Raw genomic sequence first — 17,963 nt, forward strand, 5'->3', positions numbered from 1 at the left:
AAGGACTATTTCTTGTAAATGAACTCTACGCCTTCGTCGTCTTCTTCATCCCAGTCATCATCCCACTCTTCATCGTTCTCTTCTTCCATCTCATCAAGCTGCTGGCGATGGTAATCATCCCACATGAACTCGACTTTCTCCGGCTGTGCGGCTTCGGCAGCGTGCACAATCGGATTCTCGATGATGAAGGTCATCACGTCCCAGCACAGGTCTTTGACGCCCTGCTGGCTCGCGGCGGAGATAAGGTAGAACTTATCTTCCCAGCCCAGCGCTTCGGCAATCGCCTTCGCTTTGGCTTCCGCTTCGGCTTTGTCCATCAGATCGATCTTGTTGAACACCAGCCAGCGCGGTTTCTGCGCCAGACTTTCGCTGTATTTTTCCAGCTCACCAACGATGATGCGGGCGTTCTCAACCGGATCGGAACCGTCGATCGGATCGATATCAATGAGGTGCAGCAGCACGCGGCAACGCTCAAGGTGCTTCAGGAAGCGAATCCCCAGCCCGGCGCCGTCGGCAGCCCCTTCGATAAGACCCGGGATATCCGCGACCACGAAGCTCTTCTCGTTGTCCATACGCACCACGCCGAGGCTTGGCACCAGGGTCGTAAACGGATAATCCGCCACTTTCGGTTTCGCCGCCGAGACAGCGCGGATGAAAGTAGACTTACCGGCGTTCGGCATCCCCAGCATCCCAACGTCGGCCAGCAGCATCAGTTCGAGTTGGAGATCGCGCTTCTCGCCTGGCGTACCCATGGTTTTCTGACGCGGGGTACGGTTTACCGACGATTTAAAACGGGTGTTGCCCAGGCCATGCCAGCCGCCTTTCGCGACCATCAGGCGCTGCGTGTGACGGGTCATATCGCCCATCGTCTCGCCGGTACCCTGATCGATAACGCGCGTACCGACCGGCACCTTAATGGTGACGTCTTTACCGCGTTTACCGGTACAGTCACGGCTCTGGCCGTTCTGTCCGCGTTCGGCGCGGAAGGACTTCTCGAAACGATAGTCGATCAGGGTGTTGAGGTTTTCGTCCGCTTCCAGCCAGACATCACCGCCATCGCCGCCGTCGCCGCCATCAGGGCCGCCTTTCGGTATATATTTTTCACGACGAAAGCTAACGCACCCGTTACCACCGTCACCAGCCACGACCAGAATCGTTGCTTCATCAACAAACTTCATCTTACTTCTCCGTAATTCATTCGCCTGAGCGGGCCAGAGGTAAAACCGCTTCTTGCTTACGCCACCGTCCCCAAAGACGATGACCAATGGCGGAATACATTGCGCCCGCAACCACGACAAACGCACCGAGATAACCTACCAGGTTTAACAACGGTTTTGCGAAGAGTTCGGGCCAGGCCATAGATAGTAGATCCGAAAATAGTAGCGTAAACAACGGTGTGAGCGTGATAAACGCGCTCACCTGCGCCGCCTGCCAGCGCGCCATTGCTTCTGCCAGCGCACCGTAACCCACGAGGGTATTCAGGCCGCAAAAAATCAGGCATGCGAGTTGCCAGTTGCTCAACTGGAACACCGTTGCCGGATCGGACAACGGAATCAACGCGAGTGTACATAAAGTGTACAGCAAAAAGAGGATCTGCTGTGACGCGAGACGTCGTAACAACACTTTCTGTGCCACGCCGTAGCTCACCCACACCGTGGCCGCACCGACACCAAAAATCACGCCCCAGGTGTAATCCGTCAGGCGCGTAAAGATCTCAATGAGGCTGGTATTGAAAAACAGCCCGAGGCCGCAGATCAGCATGCAGGCGCCCACAATCTGGGTGCCGCGCATCTTCTCTTTCAGGATAACGACGCTTGCCACCATCATCCCTACCGGAGAGAGCTGGCCGATTACCTGCGAGGCGGTCGGGCTGAGATACTGCAGGGACGAACTGAACAGGATGAAGTTGCCAAACAGCCCGCCTGTGGCGATGGCTAACAGCACCAGCCAGCGAGGCTTACAGAACAGCCGCATTGGCGGCAGCTTCCCTTTCAGGGTGAGGATAACTCCCAGCCCGATTGACGCCATCAGAAAGCGATAAAACACGATCGTCGGCGGTTCCATGACTTCCAGCACCTGCTTCATTGCAATTGGCAGTGCGCCCCAGCACATTGCTGTTGTCAGCGCCAGAGCAATGCCAATACCCGCCTGCTGTTTCATGTCATTTCCCTGCAATAAAAATTACCGGCATCGGAATGTAAAAAGCCCCGCAACACGTTGCGGGGCTTTCATCCGTTACCGGGACGCGAAAAACTTATTCAGCAACAATGCTGATGAATTTACGGTTTTTCGGGCCTTTAACTTCGAACTTAACTTTACCGTCAGTCAAAGCGAACAGAGTGTGGTCTTTGCCGCAACCAACGTTGGTGCCTGCGTGGAACTTGGTGCCACGCTGACGAACGATGATGCTGCCAGCCAGAACTGCTTCACCGCCAAAACGCTTAACGCCCAGGCGTTTAGCTTCTGAATCGCGACCGTTACGAGTTGAGCCGCCAGCTTTTTTATGTGCCATTTAATCTGCTCCCCTGTATTAAGCGCTGATGCCAGTGATTTTCACATCAGTGAACCACTGACGATGGCCCTGCTGCTTACGATAGTGTTTACGACGACGAAACTTAACGATTTTAACTTTCTCGCCACGACCGTGAGCAACGATTTCAGCTTTGATTACGCCGCCATCAACGAAAGGAACGCCGATTTTGACATCTTCACCGTTTGCGACCATCAGAACTTCTGCGAATTCAATAGTTTCGCCAGTTGCGATGTCCAGCTTTTCCAGGCGAACGGTCTGACCTTCGCTTACTCGGTGTTGTTTACCACCACTTTGGAAAACCGCGTACATATAAAACTCCGCTTCCGCGCACACCTTTTTGTGATTCAGAGTGCGCTATAAATATTCACAATAGGGCGCGAATATTACGCAAATCGCGAGCCGTTGACAAGCCCGATTGTTCATCAGTGCAGAAAAAAAACGCAACTGCCTGCGCAGCGTTTCTCTTGGGCATTTTTGCAGTACAATCTCTGCTACATTTACAATCCGTCTCCCTCCATAATCCCATTTTGATATGTGGTAAACAGGACGATAGCCAGACTTTTGCGATGAATTTAGAAAAAATTAACGAGTTAACCGCGCAAGACATGGCCGGTGTCAACGCGACAATCCTGGAGCAGTTAAATTCGGACGTGCAGCTTATCAACCAGCTGGGGTATTACATTGTCAGCGGTGGTGGCAAGCGTATACGTCCGATGATCGCCGTCCTGGCTGCGCGCGCGCTGGGTTATGAAGGCAAGGCTCATGTGACCATCGCCGCCCTTATCGAATTCATTCATACCGCCACGCTGCTGCATGACGATGTGGTGGATGAGTCCGATATGCGTCGCGGTAAAGCCACGGCTAACGCCGCGTTTGGCAACGCCGCAAGCGTTCTGGTGGGGGATTTCATCTATACCCGGTCATTCCAGATGATGACGCGCCTCGGCTCGCTCAAGGTGCTGGAAGTGATGTCAGAAGCGGTTAACGTCATTGCTGAAGGCGAAGTGCTTCAGCTGATGAACGTCAACGATCCGGACATCACCGAAGAGAGCTACATGCGCGTCATCTACAGCAAAACGGCGCGTCTGTTTGAAGCGGCAGCACAGTGCTCCGGCATTCTGGCTGGCGCCACGCCTGCTGAGGAAAAAGCGCTTCAGGATTATGGACGCTACCTGGGTACCGCCTTCCAGCTGATTGACGATCTGCTCGACTACAGCGCCGATGGCGAAACGCTGGGGAAAAACGTGGGCGACGACCTCAACGAGGGCAAACCGACGCTGCCGCTGCTGCACGCCATGCACAACGGTACGCCTGAGCAGGCCAGCCTTATTCGCGACGCCATTCAACAAGGTAACGGGCGCCACCTGCTTGAGCCGGTTCTGGCGACCATGGCGAGCTGTGGTTCGCTGGAGTGGACCCGCCAACGCGCGGAAGAAGAAGCGGATAAAGCGATCTCTGCCCTGCATATTCTTCCGGACACCCCTTGGCGCGAGGCGCTCATTGCGATCGCCCACATTGCGGTACAGCGCGACCGGTAACCCCTCTCCTTTCCGCGTGATCCACGCGCGGAAAGGTTCCATAAATTTCCTGAATACTCCAACCCATAACTCCCACAGGTAGTTGCACGCCTTACATTTACTCGTGCCAGGCAGCACATTTTTCGGTTATTTCTGGCGCTTACAGGAACCATTGTGAAGGTTTCATGTTATAACCACTCTGGTGTTGAGTGATTAACTTTCCAAACCGTGTTTGGGCTGCCACAGGGAGATAATATGGAACGTAAATTTGTGGACTGGCATCCGGCGGATATCATTGCCGGGCTGCGTAAAAGAGGCACCTCCATGGCCGCAGAGTCGCGTAAAGCGGGGCTGAGCTCATCTACACTTGCGAACGCGTTGAGCCGGCCGTGGCCGAAAGGCGAGCGCATTATCGCCGATGCGCTGGGGACCGAGCCGTGGATCATCTGGCCGTCACGCTACCATGACCCGCGTACCCACGAGTTTATCGATCGCACGCAGCTGATCCGTCATCGCTGACACGCTAACACGCCTTTCAGACTTCGCCAGGCGTGACGATCGCTGTTCGCGCCGTCCGGAAAGTAAAAAAGCCGCAGACATCAGATGCCTGCGGCTTTTACGTTTCGCGACTCAGTTCGGGCGATCCGAATCCTTATTCGCCGTGAATACGCTCGATATTCGCGCCTAACGCACGCAGCTTATCTTCAATGCGATCGTAGCCACGATCGATGTGATAGATGCGATCCACCAGCGTGGTGCCTTCGGCGATACAGCCTGCCAACACCAGGCTTGCCGACGCACGCAGATCCGTGGCCATCACCTGCGCACCGGAGAGTTTCTCTACGCCGTGGCAGATAACGGTGTTGCTCTCGATTTCCGCGTGGGCGCCCATGCGAATCAGCTCAGGCACGTGCATGAAGCGGTTTTCGAAGATGGTTTCGGTGATAACACCGGTACCTTCCGCCACCAGGTTCAGAAGGGTGAACTGAGCCTGCATGTCGGTCGGGAACGCCGGGTGTGGCGCGGTACGCACGTTAACGCCTTTCGGACGCTTGCCGTGCATATCAAGGCTAATCCAGTCCTCACCCACTTCGATATCGGCCCCGGCTTCGCCGAGCTTCGCCAGTACCGCATCCAGCGTGTCCGGACGTGTGTTGCGACACACCACTTTGCCACCGGAGATGGCCGCAGCAACCAGGAAGGTACCGGTCTCGATACGGTCCGGCAGAACGCGATACACGCCGCCACCGAGGCGTTCAACGCCTTCAATGGTGATGCGGTCGGTGCCCTGCCCGGTAATTTTCGCGCCTAGCGTGTTAAGGAAGTTGGCGGTGTCAACGATCTCCGGCTCGCGCGCGGCGTTCTCGATAACAGTGGTCCCTTCGGCCAGCGTTGCCGCAGACATGATGGTAACCGTCGCGCCGACGCTCACTTTATCCATCACGATGTGCGCGCCTTTCAGGCGACCCTCAACGGAGGCCTTTACGTAGCCCTCTTCCAGCTTGATCTCGGCACCCAGCTTCTCAAGGCCGAAGATGTGCAGATCCACCGGACGCGCGCCAATGGCGCAGCCGCCCGGCAGAGAAACCTGACCCTGGCCGAAACGCGCCACCAGCGGACCCAGCGCCCAGATTGAGGCGCGCATGGTTTTGACCAGCTCGTAAGGCGCGCAGAAGATATTGACCTGGCTTGCGTCAATCATCACCGAACCGTTGCGCTCGACCTTAGTACCCAGCTGGCTAAGCAGCTTCATGGTGGTATCGATATCTTTGAGCTTCGGTACGTTCTGGATCTCTACCGGCTCTTCCGCCAACAGCGCGGCGAAAAGAATGGGCAGTGCAGCGTTCTTAGCGCCTGAAATTGTGACTTCGCCACTGAGCCGGGTTGGCCCCTGAACACGAAATTTATCCATTGAAGCAATTCTCTGTTAGCAATTCATATCCGCTGCCGGCGATACGCCCACAGCTCAAAAACCGTTGAGTTTGCGATCGCGTTCCCATTCAGCCGGGGTGTAGGCCTTGATCGACACGGCGTGCATACGGTTGTCCGCAATAAACGGCATCAGCGGACCATAGACGGTCTGCTGCTTTTTAACGCGACTCATGCCATCGAACAGCTCACCCACTGCGATAACCTGAAAGTGGCTACCGTCACCGGAGACAATAACCTGCTGGAGCGGCAGTGCGTTCATCAGCACGCTCTGAATTTCTTGATTTTCCATGGGCTCTTTCATTCGTTGGTTAAGGAAAACAGCCAAACATCTTAGAGGAAACGGGCACAGTCTTAAATAAGCAAAAAAGCCCTTGAGCAAAACTCTTAAGGGCTTTTTAGTAACAAGCTGAAAATATTAATTATTTGAAGCAGGCAACAGCGAGTCCGGCAGATTGTAAAGCTGCGACAGCGCGGTAAGGTTCTCACTCATGCCGTCGATCGTCACCGCGGCGCCCTGGCGGGTGGCCAGCGCGTAGAGGTGAATGATCAGCGCCAGCCCTGCGGTATCCACCCGCGTCAGTCCGCGTAGATCGAGCGAGGTGATGCCAAGGCTGGCCTGCTCCCTGGCTTCCCACAGCGGCAGCAGGTTGTCGTTTTCCAGCTCGCCGCGCAGGATGAGGCGCGTGTCCTCGCGCATCCAGTCCAGGGTTTGCGCCATTATTTCTGCGCGTCCAGGGTGATAGGCTGGCGCGAGATGGACTTCAGCTGTGCCGTCAGGCCGTCAATGCCTTTGGTACGCAGCAGATCGCTCCACTCGTTTTGTTTGGTGGTGATCATGCTCACCCCTTCCGCGATCATATCGTAAGCCTGCCAGTTACCGCTCTGGCTGTTCTTACGCCACTGGAAGTCGAGACGCACCGGCGGACGACCGTTCGGGTCAACAATGGTCACGCGAATCGGAATGATGTTGGCATCACCCAGCGGCTGCTCCGGTGCAATCTGGTAGGACTGACCGTGGTAAAGCGCCAGCGCCTGGCCGTAAGCCTGTTTCAGGTATTCGCGAAACGCAGTGAAGTAGGCTTCACGCTGCGCCGGGGTGGCGTCTTTGTAGTAGCGGCCCAGCACCAGTGCACCTGCATATTTGATCTGTACATACGGCAGCAGCTCCTGATCGACGATGTCGCGCAGGTAGTCCGGGTTTTTACGAATCTGCGGCTGCTCGTTCTTCAGGCGATCGAAGGTTTTCTTCGCCGCATCGTTCATCAGTGCGTATGGATTTGACTGATCGGCTGCCATCGCCAGCGGGGCTATCACCAGCATCGCAACCATTAAAAAGCGTTTGAACATAGTCATTCTCTCCTGGATTAATTCACGGCACCGGGCTGCGGCGCAGCACTATTATTCTCGGGTTCCTGCTCTGGCGCATCGGCGTCATTCTTATTGTCGCCGCTGTTGCTCTTGTAAAGGAACTGGCCGATAAGGTCTTCGAGCACCATGGCAGATTTTGTATCCTGGATCACGCCGCCCTCTTTGAGGATAGACGTTCCCAGCTCCGGGTCTTCAAAACCGACGTTCAGCGCCAGATATTGTTCGCCAAGCAGACCAGAGGTGCGGATAGCCAGCGAGCTGGTGTCCGGGATATGGTTGTACTGCTCTTCGATGTCCATCGTGACGCGCGGCAGGTAGGTTTTCGGATCCAGCGAAATGTCGGCGACGCGGCCGATAACCACCCCGCCGATACGAACCGGTGAGCGCTCTTTCAGGCCGCCGATGTTATCGAACGTCGCATAAATGCGGTACGTCGGCTCGGCACGTAGCGAGGTGACATTGGCCGCTTTCAGGCAAATGAACAGCCCTGCCAGCAGCGCCAGCAGCATAAAAACGCCAACCCAAATCTCATATTTCTTTGTTTGCATGAACTTAATTCCCAAACATCAGTGCAGTGAGCACGAAATCCAGACCGAGAACGGCCAGCGATGCGTGCACAACGGTACGTGTAGTTGCCCGGCTGATCCCTGCGGACGTCGGAATCGCATCGTAACCGTTAAATAACGCAATCCACGTTACGGTAACGGCAAACACCACACTCTTAATGACACAGTTCACCAGATCGAGCCGCCAGTCTACGGCATCCTGCATCGCCGACCAGAAGAAGCCTGCGTCGATGCCTTTCCAGCTTACGCCGACCAGCGCCCCGCCCCAGATACCGACCGCCACGAAGAGGATGGTCAGCAGCGGGAGTGAAATTACCCCGGCCCAGAAGCGCGGCGAGATAACCCGACGCAGCGGGTCAACGGCCATCATCTCCATGCTGGAGAGCTGTTCGGTGGCGCGCATCAGGCCGATTTCCGCCGTCAGCGCCGACCCGGCGCGCCCGGCAAACAGCAGCGCGGCCACGACCGGCCCCAGCTCGCGAAGCAGCGAGAGCGAGACCAGCATGCCGAGGCTGGTTTCGGCGCTGTAGGTGGTCAGTACCAGATACCCTTGCAGGCCAAGTACCATACCAATGAACACGCCGGAAACGATGACGATCACCATCGACAGCACGCCGACGTTGTAGAGCTGACGCATCAACAGCGGGGCGTGCTTACGAAATTCGGGTTTGCCGATGATGGCATTAAACAGCATCAGTCCGGCGCGGCCAAAGGTGGCGCAGCTTTTTAACCCGCGATGGCCGAATGCGGCCAGTGCATTTAACAACATGGGCGGATTAACTCCCCGTTCCAGGTAGAAGATCGTGCCGATAATCCCCGGCCGGGAAGCGGAACGGCACCGGGCCATCCGCCATACCGTCCATGAACTGCCGCACGCGCGGATCGTTGTTTTGCTGCAGCGATGGCGTACTGCCCTGCGCCACAATGCGCTGATCCGCAACGATATAGGCGTAATCAGCGATGCTCAGCACTTCCGGTACGTCATGCGACACCACGATACAGGTGACGCCCAGCGAACGGTTCAGTTCAGAGATAAGCTTCACCAGCACCCCCATGGTGATGGGGTCCTGGCCGACAAACGGCTCGTCGAACATGATCATGTCCGGTTCGAGGGCGATGGCGCGGGCCAGTGCGGCGCGACGTGCCATCCCACCGGACAGCTCGGAGGGCATGAGTTTTGCTGCGCCGCGCAGCCCAACGGCCTCCAGCTTCATCATCACCGTGCTGTGCAGCAGCGGCTCCGGCAGACGGGTATGCTCGCGCAGCGGATAGGCGACGTTTTCAAACACGTTTAAATCGGTGAACAGCGCGCCCGACTGAAACAGCATGCTCATGCGCTTACGCACGGTGAAAAGCCGTGAACGCGACATGCCCGGCACATTTTCGCCATCAAATAGGATTTCGCCCCGGTCAGGCTGGATCTGCCCGCCAATCAGGCGCAGAAGAGTGGTTTTTCCGATCCCGGAAGGGCCCATGATGGCCGTGATTTTGCCACGCGGTACCGTCAGCGAAATGTCGTCAAAGATGCGCCGATTACTGCGGCTAAAGGTGACCCCTTTAACTTCGACCAGATTCTCATTGGTCTGGCTCATGACGTAATCCTTTCAAGAAAATTAACGGTTAAGCATGACGCCAACGGTCATCCTCAACCCAACATTTTTACAGATCTTTGCCGCCAGGGGTTAGCGAAAGCTGGCATTTGTTTTACTTTTCCGGCGCATAAAGTCAGAATTACGCCTCGATCGGCCGCAGGCTCGCAAGAAACGCGGCCCGGTAATAGCGTAGCGGACTGACGATTATACCTGAATAAAGGATTTTGCATGCTTTTAGCGACGGCCCTGTTAATTATCGGTTTACTTTTGATTGTCTACAGCGCCGATCGATTAGTTTTTGCCGCCTCTATATTGTGTCGCAGCATGGGTATTCCGCCACTGGTGATCGGTATGACGGTGGTAAGCGTCGGCACCTCGCTGCCGGAGATCATTGTCGCGGTGTCGGCGGCCATCAACGGTCAGATGGATTTGGCGATGGGCACGGCGCTGGGTTCAAACATCACCAATATTCTGCTGATTCTGGGGCTGGCGGCGTTTCTTCATCCCTTTACCGTTCACTCCGATATTCTGCGTCGCGAGTTACCGCTGATGCTGTTAGTCAGCGTGCTGGCCGGCTTTTTCTTTTATGATGGCGTACTGACCCGTGGCGAAGGCGTCATTTTGATCGCGCTGGCCGCGCTTTATCTGCTTTTTATTGTCAAAATAGCGCGGCTGGCAGAAAAACAGGGTAACGACCGCCTTACTCAGGAGCAGCTCGCCGAGCTGCCGCAGGATGGAACGCTGCCGGTAGCCTGCCTGTGGCTTGGGGTGGCGCTGATCATCATGCCGATGGCGACGCGGATGGTTGTTGATAACGCCACCGTGGTGGCGCACTTCTTTGCGGTCAGCGAACTGACCATCGGACTGACGGTCATCGCTATCGGCACCAGCCTGCCGGAACTGGCTACCGCCATTGCCGGGGCACGCAAGGGCGAGGATGATATCGCTATCGGCAATATCATCGGGTCTAATATTTTTAATATTGCTATCGTGCCGGGGCTGCCGGCGCTGATTACGCCCGGTGGCTTTGATCCCCTCGCGTTTTCGCGGGACTACACCGTGATGTTAGCGGTGAGCGTAATCTTTGCTCTGCTCTGCTGGCGGCGTTCTCGCCAGATCGGCAGACGAACCGGGGCGCTGTTGACCTGCGGTTTTGTGGTATGGATGGTGACGATTTTCGCGATCGCGCCGCGTCTTGTTGGATAAATCGGAAATACACTATGTCGCAGATAGATTTACCGCCGGGCTTTGACTTTCAGCAGGCAGGAAAGGATGTCCTGGAGATTGAACGTGAAGGTCTGGCGCAGCTCGATCGCTACATCAACGACGATTTCACGCAGACCTGTGAAAAAATTTTCTATTGCACCGGCAAAGTGGTGGTGATGGGAATGGGGAAATCCGGGCATATCGGTAAAAAAATGGCGGCGACGTTCGCCAGCACCGGCACCCCGTCCTTCTTCGTGCACCCTGCGGAAGCCAGCCACGGCGACCTCGGCATGGTGACCGCGCAGGATATCGTCATCGCTATCTCTAACTCCGGTGAGTCTAATGAGATTCTGGCGCTGATCCCGGTGCTTAAGCGCCTGCAGGTGCCGCTTATCTGTATCACCAGCCGTCCGGAAAGCGCGATGGCGAAAGCGGCCGATATTCATCTGTGCATCAAGGTGCCAAAAGAGGCCTGCCCGCTTGGTCTCGCGCCGACCACCAGCACGACAGCGACGCTGGTGATGGGTGATGCGCTGGCGGTCGCCCTGCTCAAAGCACGCGGCTTTACGCCGGAAGATTTTGCTCTCTCCCACCCCGGCGGCGCGCTGGGCCGTAAGCTGCTGCTGCGCGTGAACGATATCATGCACACCGGGGATGAAATTCCGCGCGTCAGTAAAGACGCCACGCTGCGCGATGCGCTGCTGGAGATCACCCGTAAAAACCTGGGCATGACGGTTATCTGCGACGACCTGATGAAAATCGAAGGCATCTTTACCGATGGCGACCTGCGCCGGGTATTCGATATGCGTGTCGATCTGCATCAGCTCAATATCGCCGATGTGATGACCACCGGCGGCGTCCGCGTCCGGCCTGGCACCCTGGCGGTAGACGCGCTCAACCTGATGCAGTCCCGCCACATTACTTCCGTCCTGGTTGCTGATGGCGACCAGTTGCACGGTGTGGTACATATGCATGATCTGCTGCGCGCCGGCGTAGTCTAATGAAGGATAAGCGTGAATGAGTAACCTGAATGCGTCTCTGGCGACCTGCTACGGTCCCGTCAGCGCGCACGTAATGGAGCGGGCGGCACAGATTCGTCTGCTTATTCTGGATGTTGACGGCGTGATGTCTGACGGCCTGATTTATATGGGCAATAATGGTGAAGAGCTCAAAGCATTTAACGTGCGTGACGGCTACGGCATTCGCTGCGCGCTGACGTCGGGTATCGAGGTCGCCATTATCACCGGACGAAAAGCAAAACTGCTGGAAGACCGCTGTGAAACCCTTGGCATTACACATCTTTACCAGGGTCAGAGCGATAAACTTATCGCCTGGCGTGATTTACTGGATAAACTGGCGGTTAGCCCTGAAAATGTGGCCTACGTCGGTGACGATCTGATCGACTGGCCAGTGATGGAAAAAGTCGGGCTGAGCGTTGCGGTTGCCGATGCGCATCCGCTGCTCATCCCCCGCGCGGATTACGTTACCCGTATTGGTGGCGGCCGCGGGGCGGTACGTGAAGTGTGCGACTTGCTGCTGCTGGCGCAGGGCAAGCTTGAAGAGGCCAAAGGGCAATCTATATGAGTAAAACCAGACGTTGGGTCATCCTGTTGCTCGTGCTGGCGGTGCTGGTGTTGATCGGAATTAACCTTGCCGATAACGACACCACTGACCAGGTGGCAAGCAACAGCAATGAACCAACGTACCAGAGCGAACAATCCAGCACGGTGGTCTACAGCCCTGAAGGCGCGCTCACTTACCGTCTGGTCGCACAACACGTTGAATATTTTTCTGATGATGCGGTTTCTTACTTCACCCAACCGGTGGTGACCTCGTTTGACAAGGCCAAAGTGCCGACCTGGGCTATCCGGGCAGACAAGGCCAAATTAACCAACGATCAGATGCTGTATCTTGAAGGACACGTTGAGGTTAACGCCCTGACGCCTGACTCACAGTTACGTAAGATCACCACAGACAAAGCGCAAGTTAACCTGGTGACGCAGGATGTTTCCTCCGACTCTCTGGTAACGCTTTACGGCACAAGCTTTAATTCCAGCGGCCTGAAAATGCGTGGTAATTTACGCAGCAAGAACGCCGAGCTGATTGAAAAGGTTAGAACATCCTATGAAATTCAGAACAAACAAACACAGCCTTAATCTGGTGCTGGCGAGCGTATTACTCGCATCCAGCCCGCTGGCGCTGGCGCTGACAGGCGACACCGAGAAGCCGATTCACATCGAGTCCGATCAGCAGTCTCTGGATATGCAGGGCAATGTGGTGACCTTTACCGGCAACGTGGTTGTTACCCAGGGCACCATCAAAATTAATGCCGATAAAGTGGTGGTCACCCGTCCGGGCGGTCAGGAAGGCAAAGAGGTGATTGACGGCTACGGTAAGCCGGCCACGTTCTACCAGATGCAGGATAACGGCAAGCCGGTTAAAGGCCATGCGTCACAGATGCATTACGAGCTGCAAAACGACTTCGTGGTATTGACCGGCGATGCGTATCTCGAGCAGCTCGACAGCAACATCAAAGGCGACAAAATCACCTATCTGGTGAAAGAGCAGAAAATGCAGGCCTTCAGCGACAAGGGCAAGCGCGTGACTACCGTGCTGGTGCCGTCGCAGATGCAGCAGAAAAATGGCCAGGCCGCGCCTGAGACCCCAAAAAAGAGTAACTGATCCGTATGGCTACACTTATCGCAAAGAATCTCGCCAAAGCCTATAAAGGCCGCCGCGTGGTAGAAGACGTCAGTCTGACGGTCAATTCCGGTGAAATCGTTGGCCTGCTCGGCCCGAACGGTGCAGGTAAAACCACCACGTTTTATATGGTGGTGGGCATTGTGTCGCGTGATGCGGGCAACATCATCATTGATGACGAAGATATCAGCATACTGCCGCTGCACGCCCGCGCGCGCCGCGGTATCGGTTATCTGCCGCAGGAAGCCTCGATTTTCCGTCGTCTCAGCGTCTACGACAACCTGATGGCGGTGCTGCAAATTCGCGATGACCTGACCAACGAGCAGCGCGAGGATCGCGCTAAAGAGCTGATGGAGGAGTTTCATATCGACCATCTGCGCAACAGCCTCGGTCAGTCGCTTTCCGGCGGTGAACGGCGCCGCGTTGAAATCGCCCGCGCGCTGGCAGCTAACCCGAAATTCATTCTGCTTGATGAACCCTTTGCCGGGGTTGACCCGATCTCGGTTATCGACATCAAACGCATCATTGAACACCTGCGCGACAGCGGTCTCGGGGTGCTGATCACCGACCACAACGTCCGCGAAACGCTGGCGGTGTGCGAACGCGCCTACATCGTCAGCCAGGGCCATCTGATCGCGCACGGCACGCCGACTGACATTCTTGAAGATGAGCAAGTGAAACGCGTGTATCTTGGGGAAGAATTCAGACTCTGACACGCCAGGCATATTTGTCGCGCCTGGACCTTTTCTGCCCGGAGTTATCCGGGTAGCATGAAAGATCATAGGCTTAAAACCTGAGGACGTCTGCTCTGATTATGAAGCAAGGTTTGCAACTTAGGCTCAGCCAACAGCTTGCCATGACGCCACAGCTGCAACAGGCCATTCGCCTGCTGCAGTTGTCCACGCTAGAACTTCAGCAAGAGCTACAGCAGGCGCTGGAAAGCAATCCACTGCTTGAGCAAACCGATCTTCACGATGAGATTGCCACCCAGGAGAGCGCCGACAGCGAAGCGCTGGATACCCGGGAAGCGCTCGAACAGCCCGACATGCCGGAAGAGCTGCCGCTCGACGCCACCTGGGATGAGATCTACACCGCCGGCACCCCTTCAGGCAACGGCGTGGATTATCAGGACGACGAGTTGCCGGTTTATCAGGGTGAAACCACCCAGTCGCTGCAGGACTACCTGATGTGGCAGGTCCAGCTGACGCCCTTCTCTGATACCGATCGCGCTATCGCCACCTCCATTGTTGATGCCGTTGACGACACCGGCTACCTCACCGTTCCGGTGGAAGACATTCTGGAAAGCATCGGTAACGATGAGCTGTCCATCGAAGAGGTGTGCGCGGTGCTCAAACGCGTTCAGCGCTTCGATCCGGTCGGCGTTGCCGCGCGGGATCTGCGCGACTGTCTGCTGATCCAACTCTCCCAGTTTGCCAAAGAGACGCCCCGCCTCGCCGAAGCCCAGCGGATCGTAAGCGATCACCTCGATCTGCTGGCGAACCACGACTTCCGCAGCCTGATGCGCGTGACGCGCCTGAAAGAGGACGTGCTGAAAGAGGCGATGGCGCTGATCCAGTCGCTCGATCCGCGTCCGGGCCAGTCAATTCAGACCGGCGAGCCGGAGTATGTGATTCCCGATGTACTGGTGCGCAAACACGCCGGACGCTGGACGGTCGAGCTCAATGCCGATAGCCTGCCGCGCCTCTCCATTAATCAGCACTACGCTTCGCTCGGCGGTAGCTCGCGCAACGAGGCGGACAGCAACTTTATCCGCAGCAATCTCCAGGAAGCGAAGTGGCTGATCAAAAGCCTTGAAAGCCGTAACGACACGCTGCTGCGCGTCAGCCGCTGCATTGTGGAACAGCAGCAGGCTTTTTTTGAAAAAGGCGAAGAGTTCATGAAACCGATGGTGCTGGCAGATATCGCCCAGGCCGTCGAAATGCATGAGTCCACCATCTCCCGTGTCACCACGCAGAAGTATCTGCACAGTCCGCGAGGTATTTTTGAACTGAAATATTTCTTCTCAAGCCACGTGAATACCGAGGGCGGCGGCGAAGCCTCCTCCACGGCGATCCGGGCGCTGGTGAAGAAATTAATCGCGGCGGAAAACCCCGCCAAACCGCTGAGCGACAGTAAACTGACGACCCTGCTTTCCGACCAGGGCATTATGGTAGCCCGTCGTACCGTTGCGAAGTATCGAGAGTCTTTATCCATCCCGCCGTCCAACCAGCGCAAACAGCTGGTTTGACTCAACCGATAAGGAAGACACTATGCAGCTCAACATTACCGGTCAGAACGTCGAAATCACTGAAGCGCTGCGCGACTTCTTGACGACGAAGTTTGCCAAACTGGAACAATACTTTGACAGGATTAACCAGGTTTATATTGTGCTGAAGGTGGAGAAAGTCACTCATATTTCGGATGCCACCCTGCATGTGAATGGCGGGGAGCTGCATGCCAGCGCGGAAGGCCAGGATATGTATGCTGCGATCGACGGTTTAATTGATAAACTGGCGCGGCAACTTAACAAACATAAAGATAAACTAAAACAACATTGACTGTCCGGGCGTTAAGCTGGTACGTCGACGGCTCGTGGCCTCTGCCCGAGCCGTTTATCGCTGAAAGGCGCGCATCCTGCGGCCAGAACCGGCGGGCGTACAACGGGACGCTTAGGTGAACTGATATGACGAACAACGAATCCGCTCTGCAACTGAGCACTGTCCTGAACCAGGAATGTACGCGAAGTGGCGTACACTGCCAGAGTAAGAAACGTGCGCTGGAGATCATCAGCGAACTGGCCGCGAAGCAGCTTAGCCTGCCGCCGCAGGTCGTTTTTGAAGCGATACTGACCCGCGAACGTATGGGCAGTACCGGCATCGGTAACGGTATCGCCATCCCCCATGGAAAACTGGAGGAGGACACGCTACGAGCGGTTGGTGTATTCGTGCAGCTTGAAACGCCCATCGCCTTCGATGCGATTGATAACCAGCCGGTCGATTTACTGTTTGCGCTGCTGGTGCCTGCCGATCAGACCAAAACACATCTGCATACGCTGTCGCTGGTGGCCCGCCGCCTGGCTGACAAAACGATCTGCCGCCGGTTGCGCGCGGCGCAGAGTGACGAGGAGCTGTATCAGATCATTACTGAAGGCAGTGATGATACCGAATAATAGCGGCCGGCTAATGGCCAGAAAGGATGTCGTAACGGCATCCTTTGATGTCTGGGGGAGAGACAGTTCATGGTGCTGATGATTGTCAGTGGCCGTTCGGGCTCAGGGAAATCTGTCGCCCTGCGTGCGCTTGAAGATATGGGCTTTTACTGCGTCGATAATCTGCCGGTCGTGCTGCTGCCCGAGCTGGCGAATTCGCTGGCCGAGCGTCAGATTTCCGCGGCGGTCAGCATTGACGTGCGTAATATGCCGGAGTCGCCGGAAGTGTTTGAACAGGCGATGAGCAACCTGCCGGATACCTTCTCCCCGCAGCTGCTGTTCCTTGATGCCGACCGCAATACCCTGATTCGCCGCTACAGCGACACCCGTCGCCTGCATCCGCTGTCGAGCAAAAACCTGTCGCTGGAAAGCGCCATTGATGAAGAGAGCGACCTGCTGGAGCCGCTGCGCTCGCGGGCCGATCTGATCATCGATACCTCGGAGATGTCGGTTCACGAACTGGCAGAGATGCTGCGCACCCGCCTGCTTGGCAAACGCGAGCGCGAGCTGACCATGGTGTTTGAGTCCTTTGGCTTCAAACACGGTATCCCTATTGATGCCGACTACGTGTTTGACGTGCGCTTCCTGCCAAACCCGCACTGGGATCCGAAGCTGCGCCCCATGACCGGCCTTGATAAGCCCGTAGCCGCGTTCCTCGACCGGCATACCGAAGTCCATAACTTTATCTATCAGACCCGCAGCTACCTTGAGCTGTGGCTACCGATGCTGGAAACCAACAACCGCAGCTACCTGACGGTGGCTATCGGCTGTACCGGGGGCAAGCATCGCTCGGTGTATATCGCTGAACAGCTGGCTGACTACTTCCGCTCGCGCGGCAAGAACGTGCAGTCCCGCCATCGCACCCTGGAAAAACGCAAAGCATGACCGTAAAACAGACCGTTGAAATCACCAACAAGCTGGGAATGCACGCCCGCCCGGCGATGAAGCTGTTTGAGCTGGTACAGAGCTTCGATGCCGAGGTGCTGCTGCGCAATGAAGCCGGCACCGAGGCCGAGGCCAGCAGCGTTATCGCCCTGCTGATGCTCGACTCCGCCCAGGGCGGTCATATTGAGGTGGAAGCCAGTGGGCCGCAGGAGCAAGAGGCGCTGGCCGCGGTAATCGCGCTGTTCAACGCCGGGTTCGACGAAGAGTAACCTGCTCGCTTTGCCCTTCCTTTCGAAAAACGCCTCGCGGCGTTTTTTTTTGCCCCTCGCTCCCCGCTATCTACATTTTGTGCGATCTTGCGACCCAGAGTGAACCTTAAGAAAAACTTAAGCCATTCGTTGAAAGTTCATTTAACTCTCCTGGTCATACTTGCAGATGTGTTAATGAATATTTCCA

Annotated in this window: 24 protein-coding genes; 13 read left to right on the forward strand and 11 right to left on the reverse strand. The window is 56.2% G+C overall.

Translation table 11 applies throughout. The annotated features are described in order from the left end of the window. Positions 1-5: 5 nt before the first annotated feature. From cgtA to rplU, 4 genes are all read right to left on the reverse strand, one after another. Positions 6-1,178 carry an Obg family GTPase CgtA gene (gene cgtA, locus DW58_RS03805; protein WP_024549630.1) on the reverse strand — a complete coding sequence of 391 codons (1,173 nt, stop codon included), beginning with the start codon at positions 1,176-1,178 and terminating at the stop codon, positions 6-8. A gap of 16 nt (positions 1,179-1,194) precedes the next feature. Continuing rightward, entirely contained in the window at positions 1,195-2,160 is a 966-nt protein-coding gene (locus DW58_RS03810) for a DMT family transporter (protein ID WP_024549631.1), read from the reverse strand. Positions 2,161-2,254: 94 nt separating this feature from the next. Then, complete coding sequence (gene rpmA / locus DW58_RS03815; protein ID WP_024549632.1) at positions 2,255-2,512, reverse strand: 50S ribosomal protein L27; 258 nt, start codon at positions 2,510-2,512, stop codon at positions 2,255-2,257. A gap of 18 nt (positions 2,513-2,530) precedes the next feature. Continuing rightward, positions 2,531-2,842: a 50S ribosomal protein L21 gene (rplU, locus tag DW58_RS03820; protein WP_024549633.1), complete on the reverse strand. Its 312-nt coding sequence runs from the start codon at positions 2,840-2,842 to the stop codon at positions 2,531-2,533. 257 nt (positions 2,843-3,099) lie between these two features. Here rplU and ispB point away from each other — a divergent pair, with 257 nt between their 5' ends. Further along, complete coding sequence (gene ispB, locus DW58_RS03825) at positions 3,100-4,071, forward strand: octaprenyl diphosphate synthase (RefSeq protein ID WP_024549634.1); 972 nt, start codon at positions 3,100-3,102, stop codon at positions 4,069-4,071. A 234-nt stretch (positions 4,072-4,305) separates the two neighbouring features. After that, on the forward strand, positions 4,306-4,569 hold the full coding sequence (sfsB, locus tag DW58_RS03830; protein ID WP_024549635.1) for a DNA-binding transcriptional regulator SfsB: 264 nt from the start codon (positions 4,306-4,308) through the stop codon (positions 4,567-4,569). A gap of 133 nt (positions 4,570-4,702) precedes the next feature. Here the strand turns inward: sfsB and murA are convergent, their stop codons facing one another. The 7 genes from murA to mlaF all read right to left on the reverse strand — a co-directional run bounded on the left by murA (position 4,703) and on the right by mlaF (position 9,508). Continuing rightward, entirely contained in the window at positions 4,703-5,962 is a 1,260-nt protein-coding gene (murA, locus tag DW58_RS03835) for a UDP-N-acetylglucosamine 1-carboxyvinyltransferase (protein ID WP_024549636.1), read from the reverse strand. A gap of 54 nt (positions 5,963-6,016) precedes the next feature. Further along, positions 6,017-6,271 (reverse strand): BolA family iron metabolism protein IbaG, encoded by a 255-nt coding sequence (gene ibaG, locus DW58_RS03840; protein WP_024549637.1) that lies wholly within the window; start codon positions 6,269-6,271, stop codon positions 6,017-6,019. Between the two features lie 126 nt (positions 6,272-6,397). Next, positions 6,398-6,700, reverse strand: a complete 303-nt coding sequence (gene mlaB / locus DW58_RS03845) for a lipid asymmetry maintenance protein MlaB (RefSeq protein WP_024549638.1) — start codon at positions 6,698-6,700, stop codon at positions 6,398-6,400. Beyond that, positions 6,700-7,329 (reverse strand): phospholipid-binding protein MlaC, encoded by a 630-nt coding sequence (gene mlaC, locus DW58_RS03850; RefSeq protein WP_024549639.1) that lies wholly within the window; start codon positions 7,327-7,329, stop codon positions 6,700-6,702. The genes mlaB and mlaC overlap by 1 nt, the downstream gene beginning before the upstream one ends. Positions 7,330-7,346: 17 nt before the next feature. Beyond that, positions 7,347-7,913: an outer membrane lipid asymmetry maintenance protein MlaD gene (mlaD, locus tag DW58_RS03855; RefSeq protein ID WP_029696637.1), complete on the reverse strand. Its 567-nt coding sequence runs from the start codon at positions 7,911-7,913 to the stop codon at positions 7,347-7,349. After that, positions 7,903-8,685, reverse strand: a complete 783-nt coding sequence (mlaE, locus tag DW58_RS03860; protein WP_024549641.1) for a lipid asymmetry maintenance ABC transporter permease subunit MlaE — start codon at positions 8,683-8,685, stop codon at positions 7,903-7,905. The genes mlaD and mlaE overlap by 11 nt, the downstream gene beginning before the upstream one ends. Positions 8,686-8,692: 7 nt before the next feature. After that, positions 8,693-9,508, reverse strand: coding sequence for a phospholipid ABC transporter ATP-binding protein MlaF (gene mlaF, locus DW58_RS03865; protein WP_024549642.1), 816 nt, complete (start codon positions 9,506-9,508; stop codon positions 8,693-8,695). 228 nt (positions 9,509-9,736) lie between these two features. Between mlaF and DW58_RS03870 the strand changes: the two genes are divergently transcribed. The 11 genes from DW58_RS03870 to npr all read left to right on the forward strand — a co-directional run bounded on the left by DW58_RS03870 (position 9,737) and on the right by npr (position 17,776). Beyond that, the gene (locus tag DW58_RS03870; RefSeq protein WP_024549643.1) at positions 9,737-10,714 is read left to right on the forward strand and encodes a calcium/sodium antiporter; all 978 of its coding nucleotides are present in this window, start codon (positions 9,737-9,739) and stop codon (positions 10,712-10,714) included. 14 nt (positions 10,715-10,728) lie between these two features. Then, the gene (gene kdsD, locus DW58_RS03875) at positions 10,729-11,715 is read left to right on the forward strand and encodes an arabinose-5-phosphate isomerase KdsD (RefSeq protein WP_024549644.1); all 987 of its coding nucleotides are present in this window, start codon (positions 10,729-10,731) and stop codon (positions 11,713-11,715) included. Between the two features lie 16 nt (positions 11,716-11,731). Continuing rightward, a complete protein-coding gene (gene kdsC, locus DW58_RS03880) occupies positions 11,732-12,298 on the forward strand; it encodes a 3-deoxy-manno-octulosonate-8-phosphatase KdsC (RefSeq protein WP_024549645.1) in 567 nt (188 codons plus the stop codon). Next, positions 12,295-12,870, forward strand: a complete 576-nt coding sequence (lptC, locus tag DW58_RS03885) for an LPS export ABC transporter periplasmic protein LptC (RefSeq protein WP_024549646.1) — start codon at positions 12,295-12,297, stop codon at positions 12,868-12,870. The genes kdsC and lptC overlap by 4 nt, the downstream gene beginning before the upstream one ends. Further along, positions 12,839-13,396 (forward strand): lipopolysaccharide ABC transporter substrate-binding protein LptA, encoded by a 558-nt coding sequence (gene lptA, locus DW58_RS03890; protein ID WP_024549647.1) that lies wholly within the window; start codon positions 12,839-12,841, stop codon positions 13,394-13,396. The genes lptC and lptA overlap by 32 nt, the downstream gene beginning before the upstream one ends. 5 nt (positions 13,397-13,401) lie before the next feature. Then, the gene (gene lptB / locus DW58_RS03895; protein ID WP_024549648.1) at positions 13,402-14,127 is read left to right on the forward strand and encodes an LPS export ABC transporter ATP-binding protein; all 726 of its coding nucleotides are present in this window, start codon (positions 13,402-13,404) and stop codon (positions 14,125-14,127) included. Positions 14,128-14,228: 101 nt separating this feature from the next. Beyond that, complete coding sequence (gene rpoN, locus DW58_RS03900) at positions 14,229-15,662, forward strand: RNA polymerase factor sigma-54 (RefSeq protein WP_024562564.1); 1,434 nt, start codon at positions 14,229-14,231, stop codon at positions 15,660-15,662. Between the two features lie 22 nt (positions 15,663-15,684). Further along, entirely contained in the window at positions 15,685-15,972 is a 288-nt protein-coding gene (hpf, locus tag DW58_RS03905) for a ribosome hibernation promoting factor (RefSeq protein ID WP_024550749.1), read from the forward strand. 125 nt (positions 15,973-16,097) lie between these two features. After that, positions 16,098-16,583, forward strand: coding sequence for a PTS IIA-like nitrogen regulatory protein PtsN (ptsN, locus tag DW58_RS03910; protein ID WP_024550748.1), 486 nt, complete (start codon positions 16,098-16,100; stop codon positions 16,581-16,583). Between the two features lie 69 nt (positions 16,584-16,652). Further along, the gene (gene rapZ, locus DW58_RS03915) at positions 16,653-17,507 is read left to right on the forward strand and encodes an RNase adapter RapZ (RefSeq protein WP_024550747.1); all 855 of its coding nucleotides are present in this window, start codon (positions 16,653-16,655) and stop codon (positions 17,505-17,507) included. Next, entirely contained in the window at positions 17,504-17,776 is a 273-nt protein-coding gene (npr, locus tag DW58_RS03920; protein WP_024550746.1) for a PTS phosphocarrier protein NPr, read from the forward strand. Before rapZ ends, npr begins: the two co-directional genes overlap by 4 nt. The last annotated feature ends 187 nt before the right edge of the window (positions 17,777-17,963 follow it).

It is taken from the genome of Siccibacter turicensis LMG 23730 (assembly GCF_000463155.2).
Lineage (GTDB): Bacteria > Pseudomonadota > Gammaproteobacteria > Enterobacterales > Enterobacteriaceae > Siccibacter > Siccibacter turicensis.

Coding starts and splice junctions, on each gene's coding strand:
- npr (WP_024550746.1), top strand. CDS start 17,504: ATGACCGTAAAACAGACCGTTGAAATCACCAACAAGCTGGGAATGCAC.
- lptB (WP_024549648.1), top strand. CDS start 13,402: ATGGCTACACTTATCGCAAAGAATCTCGCCAAAGCCTATAAAGGCCGC.
- kdsD (WP_024549644.1), top strand. CDS start 10,729: ATGTCGCAGATAGATTTACCGCCGGGCTTTGACTTTCAGCAGGCAGGA.
- DW58_RS03870 (WP_024549643.1), top strand. CDS start 9,737: ATGCTTTTAGCGACGGCCCTGTTAATTATCGGTTTACTTTTGATTGTC.
- ispB (WP_024549634.1), top strand. CDS start 3,100: ATGAATTTAGAAAAAATTAACGAGTTAACCGCGCAAGACATGGCCGGT.
- cgtA (WP_024549630.1), bottom strand. CDS start 1,178: ATGAAGTTTGTTGATGAAGCAACGATTCTGGTCGTGGCTGGTGACGGT.
- kdsC (WP_024549645.1), top strand. CDS start 11,732: ATGAGTAACCTGAATGCGTCTCTGGCGACCTGCTACGGTCCCGTCAGC.
- mlaF (WP_024549642.1), bottom strand. CDS start 9,508: ATGAGCCAGACCAATGAGAATCTGGTCGAAGTTAAAGGGGTCACCTTT.
- lptC (WP_024549646.1), top strand. CDS start 12,295: ATGAGTAAAACCAGACGTTGGGTCATCCTGTTGCTCGTGCTGGCGGTG.
- murA (WP_024549636.1), bottom strand. CDS start 5,962: ATGGATAAATTTCGTGTTCAGGGGCCAACCCGGCTCAGTGGCGAAGTC.
- ptsN (WP_024550748.1), top strand. CDS start 16,098: ATGACGAACAACGAATCCGCTCTGCAACTGAGCACTGTCCTGAACCAG.
- mlaE (WP_024549641.1), bottom strand. CDS start 8,685: ATGTTGTTAAATGCACTGGCCGCATTCGGCCATCGCGGGTTAAAAAGC.
- hpf (WP_024550749.1), top strand. CDS start 15,685: ATGCAGCTCAACATTACCGGTCAGAACGTCGAAATCACTGAAGCGCTG.
- mlaB (WP_024549638.1), bottom strand. CDS start 6,700: ATGGCGCAAACCCTGGACTGGATGCGCGAGGACACGCGCCTCATCCTG.
- lptA (WP_024549647.1), top strand. CDS start 12,839: ATGAAATTCAGAACAAACAAACACAGCCTTAATCTGGTGCTGGCGAGC.
- rpmA (WP_024549632.1), bottom strand. CDS start 2,512: ATGGCACATAAAAAAGCTGGCGGCTCAACTCGTAACGGTCGCGATTCA.
- rplU (WP_024549633.1), bottom strand. CDS start 2,842: ATGTACGCGGTTTTCCAAAGTGGTGGTAAACAACACCGAGTAAGCGAA.
- rapZ (WP_024550747.1), top strand. CDS start 16,653: ATGGTGCTGATGATTGTCAGTGGCCGTTCGGGCTCAGGGAAATCTGTC.
- rpoN (WP_024562564.1), top strand. CDS start 14,229: ATGAAGCAAGGTTTGCAACTTAGGCTCAGCCAACAGCTTGCCATGACG.
- ibaG (WP_024549637.1), bottom strand. CDS start 6,271: ATGGAAAATCAAGAAATTCAGAGCGTGCTGATGAACGCACTGCCGCTC.
- mlaC (WP_024549639.1), bottom strand. CDS start 7,329: ATGTTCAAACGCTTTTTAATGGTTGCGATGCTGGTGATAGCCCCGCTG.
- sfsB (WP_024549635.1), top strand. CDS start 4,306: ATGGAACGTAAATTTGTGGACTGGCATCCGGCGGATATCATTGCCGGG.
- DW58_RS03810 (WP_024549631.1), bottom strand. CDS start 2,160: ATGAAACAGCAGGCGGGTATTGGCATTGCTCTGGCGCTGACAACAGCA.